16 protein-coding genes and 1 pseudogene are annotated in these 15,358 nt (G+C 57.4%); 3 read left to right on the top strand and 14 right to left on the bottom strand.

The features are described from left to right. Positions 1-180: 180 nt before the first annotated feature. The 11 genes and pseudogenes from HW932_RS20055 to HW932_RS20005 all read right to left on the bottom strand — a co-directional run bounded on the left by HW932_RS20055 (position 181) and on the right by HW932_RS20005 (position 9,345). Positions 181-420, bottom strand: a complete 240-nt coding sequence (locus HW932_RS20055) for a hypothetical protein (protein ID WP_176978235.1) — start codon at positions 418-420, stop codon at positions 181-183. A 586-nt stretch (positions 421-1,006) separates the two neighbouring features. After that, on the bottom strand, positions 1,007-1,714 hold the full coding sequence (locus tag HW932_RS20050; RefSeq protein WP_176978234.1) for a phospholipase D family protein: 708 nt from the start codon (positions 1,712-1,714) through the stop codon (positions 1,007-1,009). 62 nt (positions 1,715-1,776) lie between these two features. After that, the gene (locus tag HW932_RS20045) at positions 1,777-2,379 is read right to left on the bottom strand and encodes a hypothetical protein (RefSeq protein WP_176978233.1); all 603 of its coding nucleotides are present in this window, start codon (positions 2,377-2,379) and stop codon (positions 1,777-1,779) included. Beyond that, the gene (locus tag HW932_RS20040) at positions 2,379-2,708 is read right to left on the bottom strand and encodes a hypothetical protein (protein ID WP_176978232.1); all 330 of its coding nucleotides are present in this window, start codon (positions 2,706-2,708) and stop codon (positions 2,379-2,381) included. Before HW932_RS20040 ends, HW932_RS20045 begins: the two co-directional genes overlap by 1 nt. 194 nt (positions 2,709-2,902) lie before the next feature. Then, positions 2,903-4,066, bottom strand: a complete 1,164-nt coding sequence (locus HW932_RS20035; RefSeq protein WP_222932466.1) for an RNA-guided endonuclease InsQ/TnpB family protein — start codon at positions 4,064-4,066, stop codon at positions 2,903-2,905. Then, a pseudogene (locus HW932_RS20030) lies at positions 4,044-4,214 on the bottom strand (IS607 family transposase); the annotation flags it as partial. The pseudogene HW932_RS20030 and the gene HW932_RS20035, both read right to left, overlap by 23 nt. 183 nt (positions 4,215-4,397) lie before the next feature. Then, entirely contained in the window at positions 4,398-4,595 is a 198-nt protein-coding gene (locus HW932_RS20025) for a hypothetical protein (RefSeq protein ID WP_176978231.1), read from the bottom strand. A 14-nt stretch (positions 4,596-4,609) separates the two neighbouring features. Further along, positions 4,610-4,990 carry a hypothetical protein gene (locus HW932_RS20020; RefSeq protein WP_176978230.1) on the bottom strand — a complete coding sequence of 127 codons (381 nt, stop codon included), beginning with the start codon at positions 4,988-4,990 and terminating at the stop codon, positions 4,610-4,612. After that, positions 4,974-5,822, bottom strand: a complete 849-nt coding sequence (locus HW932_RS20015) for a metallophosphoesterase (protein ID WP_176978229.1) — start codon at positions 5,820-5,822, stop codon at positions 4,974-4,976. Before HW932_RS20015 ends, HW932_RS20020 begins: the two co-directional genes overlap by 17 nt. Before the next feature lie 407 nt (positions 5,823-6,229). Continuing rightward, entirely contained in the window at positions 6,230-7,519 is a 1,290-nt protein-coding gene (iscB, locus tag HW932_RS20010) for an RNA-guided endonuclease IscB (RefSeq protein ID WP_176978228.1), read from the bottom strand. Positions 7,520-7,827: 308 nt separating this feature from the next. Further along, on the bottom strand, positions 7,828-9,345 hold the full coding sequence (locus HW932_RS20005; RefSeq protein ID WP_176978227.1) for a UvrD-helicase domain-containing protein: 1,518 nt from the start codon (positions 9,343-9,345) through the stop codon (positions 7,828-7,830). A 242-nt stretch (positions 9,346-9,587) separates the two neighbouring features. Here HW932_RS20005 and HW932_RS20000 point away from each other — a divergent pair, with 242 nt between their 5' ends. After that, complete coding sequence (locus tag HW932_RS20000) at positions 9,588-10,505, top strand: lambda-exonuclease family protein (protein ID WP_176978226.1); 918 nt, start codon at positions 9,588-9,590, stop codon at positions 10,503-10,505. A 66-nt stretch (positions 10,506-10,571) separates the two neighbouring features. On the opposite strand, the gene HW932_RS19995 is transcribed toward HW932_RS20000, so the two are convergent. Further along, positions 10,572-11,237 carry a glycine zipper family protein gene (locus tag HW932_RS19995; protein ID WP_176978225.1) on the bottom strand — a complete coding sequence of 222 codons (666 nt, stop codon included), beginning with the start codon at positions 11,235-11,237 and terminating at the stop codon, positions 10,572-10,574. 81 nt (positions 11,238-11,318) lie between these two features. Here HW932_RS19995 and HW932_RS19990 point away from each other — a divergent pair, with 81 nt between their 5' ends. Together HW932_RS19990 and HW932_RS19985 are read left to right on the top strand one after the other, a co-directional pair. Beyond that, the gene (locus HW932_RS19990; protein ID WP_176978224.1) at positions 11,319-12,329 is read left to right on the top strand and encodes a transglycosylase SLT domain-containing protein; all 1,011 of its coding nucleotides are present in this window, start codon (positions 11,319-11,321) and stop codon (positions 12,327-12,329) included. Between the two features lie 54 nt (positions 12,330-12,383). Beyond that, positions 12,384-14,618, top strand: a complete 2,235-nt coding sequence (locus HW932_RS19985; protein WP_176978223.1) for a hypothetical protein — start codon at positions 12,384-12,386, stop codon at positions 14,616-14,618. Here the strand turns inward: HW932_RS19985 and HW932_RS19980 are convergent. Together HW932_RS19980 and HW932_RS19975 are read right to left on the bottom strand one after the other, a co-directional pair. Then, positions 14,593-15,021, bottom strand: a complete 429-nt coding sequence (locus HW932_RS19980) for a hypothetical protein (protein ID WP_176978222.1) — start codon at positions 15,019-15,021, stop codon at positions 14,593-14,595. The two genes, HW932_RS19985 and HW932_RS19980, sit on opposite strands and share 26 nt — an antisense overlap. Before the next feature lie 99 nt (positions 15,022-15,120). After that, positions 15,121-15,358, bottom strand: a 238-nt coding sequence (locus HW932_RS19975) for a zinc ribbon domain-containing protein (RefSeq protein ID WP_176978221.1), incomplete at its 5' end; no start/stop codon positions are given.

Below are 15,358 nucleotides of genomic sequence, written 5' to 3'. Positions count from 1 at the left end.
CTGGAGAAGCACCCGGCGGTGAGTCGATTTCTCTTCACTTCGCGTCGTCTGCTCTTGCGAGCGGACTGGTCGAATCACGGGAATCGCGCGTTCAGTCAGGACAACTGAGCGCGCGATTCAAGGCGACGACTCGACGACATTCGGTGCATACGGAATCGGTCTCGTAGAAACAGAGATGGATCAGGCCGCGCTCCGTGCGGCGCGGATCTGGGACACCTCGGCCCTAAAGCTCTGGGTCAGCGTTTCACCGGCGGCCAGTCGCGCGGCGCGGATCCTGGACACCTCAGCCTTAAAAATCTCGATCTGTTTTTGGCTCAGGCGACGAATTTCGAAACGTCCTGGCTTTTCTTCGGGACGCATCAGTCTATAAAAATCTTTTCGATCTGGGTTTTCATAGGGGGTATTCCCTAAGAAAGGCATAAATCACGGCTCCTGATCAAATTGCGTGGCAAACCCCGTCCTTCAGGGCGGGGGAATGTCAAGATAGAAAAAAGCGGCTCAAATCGGCAACGTAGTTTGTTCTTTTTTGCAAAAAGCCTAAGCATATCTCCGCCTCGCTGCGAGGCGGAGATAGATAATCTATCAAGAACAACAATGGCGCTTAATTGAAAGCTCCTTAGCAAACTTGACATACTTTCCGATGTGAGATTGAAAAAACGCTCGATTATTATAACTGGCAAACAAACTTTCGAAAACGCTGCATTTCAAAATAATTCAAATGCAAATCATCGGAAGGAGTCGACCACAAAATCGGCTCTTCTTGACATCCTCCCCGCCCTAAAGGACGGGGATTCCCAGGGTACGGCTCCCCGGCCGGGCGGTCCTCACGAACCGCCTTTCCTGCTTCAGTGTGGGATGACTCGTAGATCGGCTCAACCACCCCCGTTCCGCCGCCAGTGCCAGCTCCACAGGCTTTAATTTCCGGAACGTTCTCCGGTAGTTCAAAGCTAGACGGGAAAGACTGGGCATCTTAATTGGCTCTTGCCTTGAAAATATAGCCAAATTATCAATCTAAGTTTAACGAATTCGGCCATAAAAAATAGGAGCCAAACCGCTTGCCCATTCTGAACTCGCCCCCGGCTGCTTTACCTGAATCAGTGATGTAATGTTTGCCGTCTTTGGGCACGAGATACCCTACGGCTACAAGTTTTTCCAACAGGTCTTGTGTTGAAATACCGAGCTTCTGAGCCAGTTTCGATGAGGTTAGCTTGTCTTCAACAGTTATATCTTCACGTTCGGCCCCTGCAGAAGACGTTTCCTCGCTAACAACTTTTTCCAGCGACATACGGACCTCGTCGCTGATACGAATAATGCGCTGCGCTTCTTCGTAAGCCTCTCGGTATAGATCTGAATCATCGGCGCGGCTTAGCGCGATACCCATTTCGTTGTTGTTGATCTGGCTGAACTCGTAGAGATTAAGGCTGGTGATAATGCAGCTTTCTTCATTGAGGTAGCATTTTGCATGAAGGTTTTTGCAAAAACTTGTGCGAATATAAGTCAAATCTCGAAGCCAACTTATTTCGTCCGGGTGCAGTTCATTTTTCCCATAAACGATGCGAACATCAATTTTAAGTCTATTTTTGTCCTGCAAAAGCTCTTTAATACGGTCATTGAGCTTTAGGAATGGACTAATCAGAACAAGACGATCAGAGGCGTTTTTGATTAGCTCTTCAAGGAAATAATTTGTGGCACTGGTATTTAAGAATTTAGCCAAGGTTAAATCCTCCTAAAAACACGGTGATTGCAATTGTTTTTTAAGCGCGAGATGAATACGCGCTATTGCTCAAGGCCTGGTCGTGGTTGCGAGCGGTTCTCTAAAACGATCCGAGCGTCGCGTTCCCGCGCCTCTAACGGAATTGGGCGGGCGCGCATCAACCGTTGAAGAACGGCATCAAGCACGCCGAAGCTTTTCGGTGGAGCACACAGGATCATTGTTGACATTTTGGGATTTCCCATCCCCCAGGACTGCATTTGGTATGCCCGCCAGCCGTTATCGAAACACCAGTCTAGGACGCCGAACATGGCGTCGCGATCGAAAGGCTCTGTCGTCACCAGATGGGCGTTGCAGCAGATCCAGACCTGCGTATGCAAAAATCCTGGCAAATCATGCGCGCCCCCAAAAAGAGAGGGCCAGGCTGAACTGGACGAGAGTGCGGCCGTATCCATGAAGTGCATCGTGCGAGCAGCGGTATCGACAATGTCTCGCGCCTCGTGATACGGCAGATAACCCATTTCGCGAGGATCACGTCCGAGCCATGATAGGCGCTGAATACGGCGATATTCAGAGAGCGCACGAAGTTTAGGAACAATGCGGGTGATCGTTCCCGTTTCGTACTCCCCCCTGAAAAAACAGGCCTTAATTTCAATGAGTTCGCCCATCAAGCGGCCAGCCATACATCTTCAACAACTTCGTAAGGACGCTGCCGGATTTGCTCCAACAGGTTTTCACGATACTCATCCCAGGTGGGCGTTTTTTCCGGACCATAGACTTCGCGCGAACGCTCCCAGAACTGGTAAGCGGCGCGGAAGTGCTTCGATTTTTTGGCAGAGGCCGGCTCCGGCGGCAGTACGCCGCACCAGTCTTCCCACGTACCGGCGAAGTCTTCCTGCCAAACATTTTTGTCGGCGAGATAGATCACATCACCCGGATGAAAGGGAATCAGGGTGAGGCGAAGATCGTTGGCCTCAGAGAGAGAGATTTTTTCCACAGTTTCGCTCCTCAAGTATCCAAAAACATCAGAAGACGCAGATCGCAACCGGGATAGAGCGATTCAATTTGACGGTAGAGCGCCTGCCCTTCCAGGTTCAGATCGTCGAATGTGCAGTGCCAATATTCCGCTCTGAAAAGTCTCAGATAATCTCAACTATCTGTTATTTTCTTCCTGCTTCATCGAGGCTGGTTTCACGTTGCCAAGGCAACGCCAGAGCCGCCTTCTCCACAGGCTGACACGGCAGAGCTTGCCGCGTAATTGGCGAGGTTAATCGCCGCATTCAGGTCTCGGTCGATGATCAAGCCGCAATCGCAGCGCAGGGTCTCGACACCGAGAACGATCTCAGGGTGGTGCTGGCCGCACTGCGAGCAGGTCTTACTGGATGGAAACCAGCGGTCTACCACCACGACCGTTGCGCCGGTCATGGCCGCCTTGTACTCGATCTTGGTGCGCAGCGAACGAAGGCCCGCATCGCTGACCGAGCGGGCAAGATGACTGTTCGCGGCCATGCCTTTGACGTTCAGATCTTCAATGCCGATGATATCGAACTGCGTGGTCAGATGGTGACTGAGCTTGTGCAAGGCGTCTTCGCGGATGTCAGCCAGGCGCTTGTGGAGTCTGGAGAGCTTGGTTTTCGCTTTCTTCCAGTTCGCACTGCCTTTGCGCTTGCGGGCCAGGGAACGATTGAGCCGACGCAGACGCCCGTCCAGTCTGCGGTGCGGTTTTGGTCCTGGGATGGATTCGCCCGTGGAGAGCGTCGCCAGTACCTTCAGGCCGAAATCCACGCCGACCACGCCGGTGGATTCCTGGTGGAGCCGCTCATCGGTCTCGACCAGGATGGAGATGTACCAGCCATCGGCCTGGCGACTGACCGTCGTTGACTGGATGCAGCCGGGGAAGCGCCGTTCCTCGCGCATCTTGACCCAACCGATGATGGGCAGCTTCACGCGCTTGCCATCGACCTGCACAGCCGACACGCCTTTCTTGGGCGGGCCGTTATCCGCGCGGAAAGCGTCGTGGATGCCTTTCTTCTTGAACTTCGGATAGCCGCAGTCCTTGCCTTTTTTACCCGCCTTCACCTTACGGAAGAAGTTGGAGAACGCCGCTCCAGCGTTCTTGATGGCCTGCTGCGGCGCGTTCTTGGTGACTTCCAGCGCCCACGGGAACTCGACGGGCTTGATGGCGTTGTATTGCTTGCGCAGCGCCGCCTCGTTAGGCTTGATGCCCGCCTCGTACTGCTCCTTCCACTTGGCCAGCGCCCAGTTGTAAGCATGGCGTGCAACGCCGCACGCCTTAACAAAGTAGGTCGCCTGTTCCTGGTTGGGGTCAAGCTTAATCTTGTGGGCGCGCCGCATCGTAAATTCCAAGGTCTTCGGCAATCACGTCCGCCGAGGCTTGCAGGTCGTGCATCAGCTTGCGGTGTTTCTTGGAGCGGCTACCGTAGAGCCGAGCGGAAAAGACCGTGATGATCTCCAGAACGTCCTGCGCCAAATCTTCTTCGAAAGACGGCTGATTCCAGAGAGCGACGATTCATTAAGTAAACCTCGATCGGTTACTGTTAACTTGAGCCTGAGTATATTTCCTCGAAATCTCGCTTGCAACCGATTGAGCGATATGATTTGAAATCTTTTTATTTGATCTCAAATGGATCGCCAGATTAAAAAATCACGAAAGGATCAAATTGCATTAACCACTTTCTTCGTGGAGCGCATTCTTGAGTTCTCGGCAACTGTCGAGATGATCTCTCAACAGTTCAAGGTTCGGCCCAAAGCGCGCCTTGATGTCGTCGACGCTGGAATAACCATCAAATAGCATCGAATGTTGATCATTCTGATCAAATTCTTGAAAGAGCCGTTTTCCGTTGCGTGCCACGATTTCCTTCACAAGCGCCTCCTACTTTAACTGAGAAGCGGAAAGAACGAATTCAGGGTATCGAGCCCGTGCCAACGCGCGCATTCCGCCCAGTCGGCGATGATCCGCTGTCCATCCGGTGAGCGTGGATCAATGCCCAGGGTCTCGAGATCGATGTCGATCGACCATCCCAGGTGGTCATCAAAAAATACGTCCCCGGAAGCGGAGACGTACGCACCGACTTCGAAGTCTTTACCTCCATTGGCCTCGACGCAGGCCGTTAGCCAAGCGACCCTGGGGTTGTCTCCACTTTCGTGGAGTTCAGGTGGATACAGACAAAAGCGGCGAATCCGGAAGGCGCGACGGGACTGGTCGGACCCTGTGTCCTCCGAAAAGCACGCACAGCCGGACTCAAACACAGGTTGCATGGATGACATCGCTGTTTTGACCGTTCAAGAACGCCAGATCGGATGGATCACCGAAGACGCCCGAATAGTCGAGCGACTCATGATGAGAAAGACCGCGATGATGCAAGAACCCAGGATGGCTGATGTCAATCAAGGTCAGGCATCCGCACTCGTGACACGCTCCAGTGTCTATGTAGTGAATGTTTCCTAAGCGAAACCAATGGGGAATGACGGTGTGCCCTAGAACAAGATGATCGATTCCTTGGATCGACCATTGATCAATGCGCGTTTTCGAAAGTTCCCTGGCTTGCTCATAATCGCCCAATAGAGCCTCTATGCGATGACGACCCCATAATATATCCAGCAGCGTCAGGTGGCAGCCATTTTCGAGATGGAACTTAACTTGCGGCCATGACAGTCCTATTTTGGGTTCGCCGTGCGTAATCCCGATAACGCCATTCGCGCTCTTTATTTCAATGAGCATCGGCAAATCCATCAAGGCCTGTGCAACCTCGATGACTTCCGTAAGAGAATGATCGTCAAACCATTCACCGCCCATCGCCTTCCACTCCAACAGTGGAATTTCATCGTTGACCAGCAAGGCGCGGAGCGCCCGAATCGGCATGATGTCGTGATTGCCGCGAACGCTGAAGAACCAAGGTTCGCGCAAAAACTCCAAGACCCGGATGGATTCATGGCCGCGATCGATCAGATCGCCCGTGCAAAACAGGCGATCGTGCTTTGGGTTGAAGCCAATGTCATCCAGGGTGCTCTCCAGCAAGGAAAACATTCCATGAATGTCGCCTATAACCCAATCGCGCCCTATACGGTTTTCTTCAAAATATTGAATCACGCACACTCCCCCCCCCATCGGATTGATAGCTGATACGAAAACCAGCCCAGGCCGGTTAATGGTTGACTCACGTGCTGGTTATGAGTTGGAAAATAGCGAAAGCTGACCGCCGGACGTTTTTGGGGAGATCCATAGAACCTCGACCGCGTTTTTTCCCTGGTCAGCGATCGCCGGCTTCTCAATACGGCGCCAATCGGCATAGAGATCGCGATATAGGCAGCTGTCGTATCCACTGAGTACGACATGGCCTCTGACTGCATGCAGTATCGCTGCGAGATCTCGATGCTGGTCGTCCGTGAAGCGAGTCATGGATGACGAGCGACCCGCCAGCGACAGACGTACCCTGCACCGAGCAGTTGCAACACCGCGCGAAGAAGCCGGGGAAAGAGCCGGAGCGCCCGCGCTTGTCATGAGTTCGTCGCCGTCATGTAGTCGTACCCGTCCGCCCGCTGGAGCAGACGGAATTCCCGTGCCGGACGATCGTGCTTCGCCAGCACAAACCAGCCGCGCGCGCGAATGCTGGCTATCCGACCAACATGCACGCCAGCGCTTTTTCCTGTGGTGCATGTGAGCTTGGCCAAATCGCCAGTCTGGAAGCCGTGGACGCGCTTGGCGGAGCGGGGTGCGCCTTTCGGAAAACCGTAGCGGTCGTTTCCATGCACGCGCCGACGTCCGCGCCCCATCGCCTTGATCTCCAGCGCCACCATCCCCTCGGGAATCCGTACCGCCGCCCCGCTTTCGCCCACACAGGCGGCATCGATCCAATGGTCTTTGGCGTAGCCCTGACTGACCCGGTTGCGCTTGGTGCGCCCGCCGCTCCAGAACGTCGTCGGCAAACCAACGGACTTGACCGCCTCGCCGATGGCATAGCGCGTCGCGTTGACCGCCGCCGCATCTTTGAGCGGCGTGCGCGCCTGGGCCTGGATCCGGCGCAATACCTCGGGCTTGCCTTTCAGAAATTCCTCGATCGGCTGACTGCCCTTGCGCTCGTTGCACGGACGACAGGCCAGCGTCAGATTCGAGACCCGATCCGAGCCGCCCCGCGAGCGCGGAACGATATGCTCGACCTCCAGCGGCACATCCCGCGCCCCGCAGTAGGCGCAGGTCCGGTTCCACTTCTCCAGCAGGTATTCACGGACCTCGTAACCGGCCAGTTCGCCTTGCTGGTACTCAACTCCGCTGATCTCCGGGTTCTGGAGTGCCTGGGTATCGAAGCGCACGGTCTCGACAGCCGCCGAGGCCATCGGCGCGCGGGCCTGGAGCTTGGCCGTGAGATGGCGGACATTCTCGACGCGCGCGCGCAGTGACGGCGGGAGCCAGCCGGCGGGCCGGGTTCGGTTGAGAAAGCGCGGTGCGCGATAGCGGGTTTTGCGTGCGCGCCGTCCGCGCCGAAACGCGCGCCGATCGGTCAGGGCGGAGCGGATGGCCTGCCCGCGATGGTGCAGATTGGCGGCCCAGATAACGGTGCGTCCGCGCGGGAAGTCGGCGACCAGGGCGATCCCGGTGGTCTTGCTGCCGGGATCGAGCTTGACCTCGACGGGCTGAGTATCACCCTCGGCGCGCTCCAGCAGGATGATGGTGAAGGGCTGCATTCGATAAACGGCGGCCTTGCGCGTGCGCAGCAGCGTGCGCGCTCGCGCGGGATGGCAGGGCATCAGGGGCTGTCGGTTGTTGGTTAAAACGAACACTCGGTTCATCGTTTGATCCTTGCCGCTTACGCGGCGTTCTAGCCTTACGGCTGTGACGGTCTCCTCGCCCAGTTATCGCGCGGTTTTTGCCAAGGACACTGCCGTGTGTCGCACCGTGCTGTTTAATCCTTGGCCGCAGAGTCCGGGACTGGAGAAGCATCCCGGAGTGCCTATGACGCCGCCCGCAGGCGGATTCGCGCGTAACGTCTGCCCCAAAGGGCGGGCTGGTCGAATCACGGGAATCGCGAATTCAGCCAGGACGGCTGAACGCGCGATTCAAGGCGACGACTCGACTTTGAGCATGGTGGCGATCTCGACTAGGCGTTGACAGCGAGAAGCTCGGGATCTGGAGCGCGCTGCCGTTCTGCCATCCCTCCGTCGTGGACCCAGTCAAGTAAAGCGCCCAGCTGCGAGGTGATGACCAGATGCTTTCGGGCGCGGGTGGCCGCGACATAGAGCAAATTGGCCTCGTCCGGGTCCAGCGGATTTTCGGGGGAGTCTGGAGGCATCAACGCCGAAACCAGGGGAACGCCGCTGCCATCCATCAAATCCGGAAAGTCATTGCCCAGAACGACCTGATCCCATTCGAGCCCCTTGGCTTTATGGGCCGTGGTCAGTTCGGCACCGGCTTTGCGGCTATCAGGTTCATGGGCGGACTCCAGTCGTTCAATCAGGCGAGGGATCCTGAATGTGTATTTTTTCACGACCTTCAGGCGCGCCTTGATTTCATTGTCCTCGACCGATTCGGCGTACTCCTCCAAATCCTCAATCGTGCGGAAAGAGCGCATGAACGGATCGCGAATGGCACGGTGGTTGTGATCAAAAAGATGGAAAGCGTCGAGGATGGTCTGGAAGTTGTAGTTCTTGACGCCGCCGACGAAGTGCATGGCGATGCCGGCGTGAAGCAGTTCGACGGCCCGGTCGAAAAGACCGGCATTGGTGCGGTGCAGGTAGACGGTGTGCTGCTGGTGCAGCGGGGCCATACCGACTTCGCTAGGGCCACCGAATCCGCGCAGCGACAGTGTTTCGCCCTTGAAGACGCCCAGAAGCGCATTGGCCACATCGGCTACCGGTTCACCAAAGCGGAAACTGGCCGTCAGACTGTGGTGCTCGCCACGCATGCGCCCCATAGCATTCATCGCACCCCGAAACCCATAGATGTTCTGGTGCTGATCCCCAACCAGTACGCGCCCTGTTTGCTGAGCGGCGAAGATGTCAAACAGACATGGGTTGGTATCCTGGGCCTCGTCGAGCAAAATGTAGTCGTATCGATCGAGTTTGGGCCTGGAGAGTTGGTAGAGCTTGAGGTAGCCGTCATGGGGCATGGGCACGGAGGGATCTTTGGGATCCTGCATCGCTGTCCACAGCTGCTTGGCCGCTTCCAGGATGTCGGTTGGATCGACACCGATCGCCCGCGCCCGCCCGGCGGCGACGTGGTTGAGGCTGATCTCAGGACTTGAGGCGATCAGGAACCGATTGACGGCCTCCAGAGCCAATCCGGAAAACACCAGGGATTCGTTACTGGGCAACGAGGGGCGCAGGATGTTGCGGGCATGAAACGCTCGCGGATAACCAAGTTTGGCTTGATAGTGATAGCCGTGACGGCCGTAGGCCAAAGAGTGAGAGGTTCGGGCCTCCACAGTGGAGGGGAAACGCGCCTTGGCCTCGTCGGCAACCGCACGGTTGAAGGCCAGGTACAGCATGCGCGACTGGGGGCGGGCCTCGGCGAACCCCACCAGGGTAGCGGTTTTGCCTGTGCCGGCAAAGGCGTTGGCAATCAGGGAGTCGGCGTTCGAGTCGATGATGGCCTGTTGTTCAGTGGTAGGCTTGTGCATCTCATTTTCCGAGCCATTTTTAATACTTCTAAAAATACAATGTATAACTTGAGAATGCAAAGTCTTTGTTTTTTTGCCTGGAGAAAGGTGCCTTGGGCGTGGCCGCGCCGGTGATGACCAGCGACGGGCAGCGCCTCGTCGCCTCCCCGGTGCAGCAACAGCGGCAAGCTGCCCGATTCTTTTTGCCCCCCAACTCCTCTCAGAAGCTGACGCATCCCGCGCGGCACCGAGAGGAGAGAATCATGAAACTCATCACCCTGGATCAACGCACCCCGGCTTGGCACGAGTGGCGTGCCGGCATCATTGGGGGCAGCGATGCCCCGGCGATCATGGGCGTCAGCCCATGGACAACGATCCACAAGCTTTGGGAGTTCAAGACGGGGCGGCGCGAGCCACAGCGGGACAATCCCGCCATGGCGCGCGGACGCGCGATGGAAGATGAGGCGTTGGACGCCTGGTCGGCACACACCGGCGAGCTTACCGCCCCGTTCTGTGTCCAGCACGAGGAGTTCACGTTCATCGGAGCCTCACTCGATGGAGCCACCTTCGACGGTGGATTGCTGGTGGAGATCAAGTGCCCCGGCGAGAAGGATCACGCGGCGGCGGCCGAGACCAGACAGGTGCCGGCCAAGTATTGGCCCCAAGTTCAGCATCAACTGGCCTGCGTGCCAGAGGCCGAGATGCTCCACTATTGGAGCTATCGCCCGATGCACGCCACACCGCATGTCCTTATCGAGGTCAAGCGGGATCCGGCCTACATCGACGCGATGATCGAGCGCGAGATCCGGTTCTGGGAGGCGGTCAAAGGCGACTATCCCCCGGCAGGTGACGCTTGGGCGGCCGCTGAAACGGTGTACCTCTTGGCGCTGGACGAGGCCGAGTCTGCCAAAGAGCAGTTGAAGGCGGCGAAAGCCGATCTCATTGCCGCGATTCCGAAGGGTCAAAAGAAGCTCGACGGACAGGCGGTATCGGCGGTCTTGGTCGAGAAAAAGGGCAGCCTTGACTACAAGACAGCCTTTGAGAAGACGCTTGAGGAACTCCGGTACATTGAGGATTTGCCTCCGGCAGCCCTGGAGTTGCTTGAGTCCTTCGAGACCGGGGGCTTACTGGAAGCCTTTCGCCAGAAAGGATCATCCTACTGGGACGTGCGGCGCAAGTGATGAGCGTCCTTTTGACCTGAACTGAACCAAGCCCCTTCACCTGTGGTGAGGGGGCTTTTCTGTTCGTTATAGCGGCTGCGAACAGAGGGGATAGCGCGAACAATCGGCATCGGTTAATGGCACGACAGCGACATGCTTGTCCACCGTGGGTAGCGTGACTCGAATGACGTTTACAGACTCGCCAACACGGAAGCCTTCAGAGCCTTGTGCGCCGGCAACAAAGGCATACTGAGGACTATATTTTCCCTGATCGATGCTCGGGTTTCGCTGCTTTTGTACAACCGCTGTCAATATCTCGCCTGTCGAGTCCACACGCAACGAAAGGCGGTTGTGTCGATAGCATTCCTCGACATCCTGCGTGGCGAGCAGGATGCCGCCAATCGCCCCAGCCACAGCCCCCACCACGATGTCGTCCGGTCCAGATCCGGCCAACGCGCCCAGACTGGCCCCTTGAACGATCCCACCCAGCGCTGCGCCATCTTGCTCGGGCGTACCCGAAGATACTGGCATTTCGCCGAACGTTACGTGACTCGACGCCTGATGCTTGGCCGAACGTGCGGCTCGCTGCGGGCGCGTCTGAGCACCGGGAGCGCCAAGGCAGGTATCCCACTCGATAACCTCCAGAATTGTGGCCGTCTGTCTGGGGTGATACAAGCGCGCTTCATTGGTCGCGCAACCAGTTAGTGCAAGGACGCCCAGGATGGAGCCCCAAAGAAAAGGCGACTGTGGCATGGGTATTCTCAAAAAGGTTGAGTACAATGCAATATAAATTGTATCATTTTTTTGATAATTCTACATCTTCAGGAGGTGCAAATGTTCAGAGCGTTCACGAGCCTGGCCCTGGTGCTGGCCTCGCAACAGGCCGCCGCGAGTGCCTACGAGTCCTACCGTTCGTGCTTTGAAGCGGCGGCCAAGCAACAGCACCTGCCTGTCGAGGTGCTGATCGCCGTGGCCGAACAGCAACCGGCCTCGAACCCGAAGACGACTGTGACCAACAAGGATGGCAGCCGCAGTTACGGCCTGATGAGCATCAATTCGCGCTGGTTGCCGAAGCTCAAAGAACACGGCGTCAGTCGGCAGGATCTGTACGATCCTTGCACGAACATCCACGTCGGCGCCTGGATCTTTGCGCAGCACATCGCGCAAGACGGCTGGACATGGCGCGGAATCGGTTCTTACTACGCCAAGAGCGATCGCCTGCGCTTGCAATTTGCAACGAATGTCATTCAGCGTTGGAAAACGCTCTCGGGGGAACAAACGACGGCTCAAGACCCGGATGCCGAGCGTTTCCAGGCCAAGATTGCCTGGCTGCAACGCAGTCCCTACATGCACTGGAGTCAGGCTCAGTCGCCTCAGACGAAATCAAAGCCGCTGCCGGCCTCGCTCAAAGTCCGCCGTGCGCAGTACGATGGGCTGATCCAATCGGCGGCGTTGCGTCACGGGATTTCCGCAGAATTGCTGCATGCGGTCATTCGCGCCGAGTCCAATTACAACCCCAAGGCCGTCTCACCGAAGAACGCTCAAGGGTTGACGCAGTTAATACCGGCAACCGCCAAACGCTTTGGCGTCACCGACGCTTTTGATCCGCAACAGGCCATTGAAGGCGGCGCGAAGTATCTACGCTGGCTGCTGGATAAGTTTGGCAGTACCGAACTGGCCCTGGCCGGTTACAACGCGGGCGAAGGGGCGGTGATGAAGCACGGCAACCAGATTCCGCCGTACAAGGAAACACAAGCCTATGTGCCGAAGGTCATTCGCTATATGCGCGAGGAACGCCAGAGAACCCTCGTAAGTGTCTCCGGATCGTCCGCCTCGTCCTCTTAATCGCTCCAGTCTCCAACGCGCCGCACGCCTGTCGGCGCGTGTCTTAGGCCCATCATGCGTAATCCGATCCTGCGTTCCACAATCATCGTGTTCATGTTTTGGTGGCTAGTCAGCGTCATCTGGGGATTACGCGCCTATGGCCCCCCGGACAGCAGTCTGTTTCTGCTGACAGCCTTGAAAGCGCTTGGATGGGGCTCGTTAGCCTTCGGTCTGGCAATCGCCATCAGTGCGTCGTTGCGCTGGGCACGCAAAGGTTGGCATCTGCCCACGCAAACGCGGGGCATTGAGTGCACGATCGGCATCGTACCCGGCGTGATGCACTGGCGGCGCTGCCGACGGCCGGTACAGGTCGATGCGGCGCGCTGGCCACGTGTCGCGCACTGGTTAACCGAGGGCCAGACTGAGTATGTGGCCGCGTTCCAAGCCATTCTGGATGTCATGGGCGCTCGCCCGCGCTTTCCGGCGGCGACAACGAAGGGCGGACACGGCGATGCGACGCTTCTGGAGCATTCGCTCAATGTGGCCGAAACGGGGCTGGAACTCTTCCAGTCGTGGCGTTTTCGCGGAAAAGCGAATGACGTCGGATTGCGTGATCGCGCTCTGTCGCCCCAGGATCGCGACATCGCGATGCTGATCCTGATCGGACATGACGTCGGAAAGCTGGAGGCCTTTAAGGTCGATGGTGACAGCGTCAGCACTGTAAAGCGCTTCCATGACCGAGAGGGTGGGCGCATTCTGGCAACTCTGGAAGAGATCTGGATTTTACCCGAAGATGATCGCAAGGCGCTGATTGCGGCTGTGACGCACGAGCATCATCCCCAGGATTTGCCGACACATACGGGGGATACCGTCCGATTGCTGCTGGAGTTCCTGATTGCGGCTGATACAGAAGCAGGACGTCGCGAGGAGGGACGGGTCCGACTCAATGAGGCAGACGAAGCCGACGGTGACGCCGTCGACAGCGGGGGCGACGAGGCCATCTGGACATGGTTCCTCGACTATCTGATCAAGCCCGGAACGATCAACGGTCGAGAGCAGCGTTTCCGAGCCGGCTTCAAGGGGGGCGATGGGCGCTTGTATCTGAACGAACCCGTCGTGCGTGCCGCCTTTGCAGCGCAGTTCTTCCGCAATCCGCAGCAAGCTGAGGTGCAGCGCGGGGACGGACGATACGTCATCACGGAAGATCTCTTGCGGATTCTTGATGCGCGCGGGGTGCTGGTCTGTGAGTTTGAAGATCAGCGCTTCAGCTATAAAAACGCGCTGTTCAAGGTCGTCTCGAGCAATAGTCAAGAGCGAGTTCTGGGGCAATGGCAAGTGGCCTTCGTGGTCGCCCTCGGTGAGCACATGCCTCCCGCACTCAGGAGCCTTGCTCCTGCACCCAATCCCCCGCAAATCGTTCAGGCGCTGTACGGGACGCGCGCACTGCGGTCCGAGTCCAACGATACGCTCAATGCGGAGCCGGAGCACCCTCCCGTCGTCACGGTGCCTGCGGCCTCTGCCGACATTCCTGAAAGCCCAAATGAAGCACCTGCCGATCCGTACGCACACCTGGGCGTGCTTGGCCAGGCGCTGATTCGGGGGATGCAGCAGCTGGGGCAGGAGCCAACCTTCGATCCAAGCGGGTGCCTGCTGCTGTCGGCAGACCAGGCCTCGCAGTTTTCTCTGAAAGGCGGCATTCAGCACAAAGGCTATTTCGACGCCTTTCTGGAGGTTGTCCAGGCTGATGAAGCCATCATGCGTGGCGTTGGAGTTGTGCATGATGAATCAGGAGCACTTCAGACTGTCAGCCTTCGACTCGACCAGGACGTTCCTGTGACTGGTGAGATCGCAACCACGCCTTCGTCGGAAACACTGGCTGATCCGACCCCGGACACGGAGGTGAGCACTCAGGCTCCCGGCGTCGCCGAGCCGCCCAACACCAACACGATCCTGGACATCGATGCCTGGAGCGCACCGGAGCCGTCTCAGGAACCGGCGGCCGCCCCGCCGGTATTGAGCGAAGCGCCGGTGGCCTCGGTGGCTGAGATCACCCCAGCTTCGCCTACAGCCGCTCCATCAGCGCCAACGCCCGACCCCAGGATAAGACCGGCGGATGTAACGCTTGTAGACACGGCGTCATCCGAAATCGAAGATCTGGACAGCTTCGACTTCGGCGGGGACGGACTTGAGCAGCTGAACGAGAAAGTGAAAAGCGCGCGAAGGAACCGAAACAAGCGCCGATCGGCCCCTCCAGATACGTTGCTCAATGGAATGAAGGCACAACTCAACGATCGGCCAGCGCGGACTTAGCCCGAACGACGGCGGCATAGCGTTTCTGGAAACAGCCGAACCGGTCTACGAACGCAAAATAGTCCTGATAATCCTGTGGAGTCATCCATCCGCGTTGAATGGGCCGACCCTCGTAGTGTCGGCCCTCGTGACGCTCGATCTCGGTGGCGGCCGCCAGAACAAGCCCTTCCATCTCAGGATCCGGCGGCTGATGACGAATCATGTCGAGCCAAATAGAAGCGACCAGATCATGCCCGCGTAGCAGATCCGGGTCCATCATGTAGTCACGCAGTTGTTCGTACTGTTGTGCAAGACGGATCTTGTATTCGGCCTGGGCGCGTTTCCGCGCTCGGTGTCTCTGAAGAGACACCAGGAAATGACCGAAGAGCGTTCCAACAATTAAAAATCCGATGAAGATTTCCATTTTTACCGCTCATAAAAACCTATCCAAACTTGCACGAAGCTGAATAAGTCTGTTCACGTCGTCAACACCCGTGCGGGCTTTCCCCGTCTGACCTGGCTCTTACGTGCGTTTAAGGTCTCGCCCGAGCGCGTCGCGACCATACTGATCAAGGTTGTTGGCGGCGTTGAGGTCGCGATCCATGACGTGCCCACAGTCGCAGACCAGCGTGCGCTGCGACAGCGGCATGTCATGGAGTTGACCGCAGGCGTGACAGGTCTTGGAGGATGGAAACCAGCGATCCGCGATGACGACCGTCACGCCGCGCCAGTGGGCCTTGTATTCGATCTGCCGCCGTAAC

The organism is Allochromatium humboldtianum (assembly GCF_013385175.1).
GTDB lineage: Bacteria > Pseudomonadota > Gammaproteobacteria > Chromatiales > Chromatiaceae > Thermochromatium > Thermochromatium humboldtianum.
Note: the sequence above shows the minus strand (reverse complement) of the source record. Positions and strands in the feature narration are given on the sequence as shown.

Bases quoted from the DNA above. Each gene is read 5' to 3' on its own strand.
- HW932_RS20055 (WP_176978235.1), bottom strand. From the start codon at position 420: ATGCCTTTCTTAGGGAATACCCCCTATGAAAACCCAGATCGAAAAGAT.
- HW932_RS20045 (WP_176978233.1), bottom strand. From the start codon at position 2,379: ATGGGCGAACTCATTGAAATTAAGGCCTGTTTTTTCAGGGGGGAGTAC.
- HW932_RS20035 (WP_222932466.1), bottom strand. From the start codon at position 4,066: ATGCGGCGCGCCCACAAGATTAAGCTTGACCCCAACCAGGAACAGGCG.
- HW932_RS20020 (WP_176978230.1), bottom strand. From the start codon at position 4,990: ATGCAACCTGTGTTTGAGTCCGGCTGTGCGTGCTTTTCGGAGGACACA.
- iscB (WP_176978228.1), bottom strand. From the start codon at position 7,519: ATGAACCGAGTGTTCGTTTTAACCAACAACCGACAGCCCCTGATGCCC.
- HW932_RS20005 (WP_176978227.1), bottom strand. From the start codon at position 9,345: ATGCACAAGCCTACCACTGAACAACAGGCCATCATCGACTCGAACGCC.
- HW932_RS20000 (WP_176978226.1), top strand. From the start codon at position 9,588: ATGAAACTCATCACCCTGGATCAACGCACCCCGGCTTGGCACGAGTGG.
- HW932_RS19995 (WP_176978225.1), bottom strand. From the start codon at position 11,237: ATGCCACAGTCGCCTTTTCTTTGGGGCTCCATCCTGGGCGTCCTTGCA.
- HW932_RS19990 (WP_176978224.1), top strand. From the start codon at position 11,319: ATGTTCAGAGCGTTCACGAGCCTGGCCCTGGTGCTGGCCTCGCAACAG.
- HW932_RS19985 (WP_176978223.1), top strand. From the start codon at position 12,384: ATGCGTAATCCGATCCTGCGTTCCACAATCATCGTGTTCATGTTTTGG.
- HW932_RS19980 (WP_176978222.1), bottom strand. From the start codon at position 15,021: ATGGAAATCTTCATCGGATTTTTAATTGTTGGAACGCTCTTCGGTCAT.